The sequence below is a fragment of the Siphonobacter sp. BAB-5405 genome, assembly GCF_002872335.1.
GTDB lineage: Bacteria > Bacteroidota > Bacteroidia > Cytophagales > Spirosomataceae > Siphonobacter.
On sequence record NZ_NJAG01000100.1, the window covers coordinates 1 to 1,012 of the forward strand.

2 protein-coding genes are annotated in these 1,012 nt (G+C 50.6%); both read right to left on the minus strand.

Annotated elements, in window-relative coordinates; translation table 11 throughout:
* Positions 1 to 549, minus strand: a 549-nt coding sequence (locus tag BWI97_RS26000; RefSeq protein ID WP_146011054.1) for a sensor histidine kinase KdpD, incomplete at its 3' end; no start/stop codon positions are given.
* Positions 546 to 1,012, minus strand: a 467-nt coding sequence (locus BWI97_RS26005; protein ID WP_304529129.1) for a HAMP domain-containing sensor histidine kinase, incomplete at its 5' end; no start/stop codon positions are given. The genes BWI97_RS26005 and BWI97_RS26000, both read right to left, overlap by 4 nt.

Here is a 1,012-nt window from a genome sequence, read left to right on the forward strand (position 1 = left end):
GGCAGTCGGGGCGGAGAGCGTCGCTGCTACGGGCATGGGCTCGTCCCCTACGGTCATTCGGTGGAGCGTATTTGCATCGAGGTGGGTAGTGCCGAACGGTAACCGCAACAGGAAAGTGGTACCAGCCCCCGGTTGGCTAGTCACGAGCACTTCACCCTGGTGGGCGTCCACGTATGTTTTAACCAGCGACAGGCCAATGCCCGTTCCCATGACCTGCATGGATTCAGTATGCGTGGCCTGATAGTACGGGTCAAAAATTCGATTCATCTCAGCCGTGTCCATGCCCACGCCGTGGTCCTGTATGGCAAGCTGGAGGTAATGATTCGTCAGATGCTGCTGTTCATACACGGCCGAAGAATCGGAGGAGCCGACGACGGTAACCCTTATCTGAACGGAACCACCTGCCGAGGAATACTTAAACGCATTGGAAAGTAAGTTAACCACTACGGATTCCAGTTTGGCCCGGTCGATGTACAGGGAAATATTCTGCTGGGGAACATCAATGGTATATTCCAGATGCAGAGCTTCCGCCTTCTGTTTGAAAATCAAAATATTTCCGTTAAAAACGGTACGATATTCGTCGGTGTAATTTTCAGTTGAATGGGGCCTGATTCTGCTTTTCTGAAATTCATAAGTTCATTCACCAGATCCAGTAACTTGTGGGTTTGCTGGTGCATGAGCATAATCTTGTCCTTGACCTGATGAATCGGCTCATGACTCATGGCGGCCAGCTCTTCGACCGGGCCAAGAATCAGGGTAAGGGGAGTACGCAGCTCATGAGAAACGTTCGTGAAAAACTGTAACTTGCTATTGGTCAGTTCTTTCTCTTTTTCAACCTTGTAATGCTCCAGGGTTAATTCACTTTTTAACCGTTGCTGAACAAGACCATTGCGGTGATACAACAGAAAGGCCACACCGATACCGGTCAGGTAAAGTACGTAAGCCCACCAGGTTTTCCACCAGGGTGGTAAAATGGTCAGATGCAGGGTCAGGGGTTGCTCGGACCAGACGC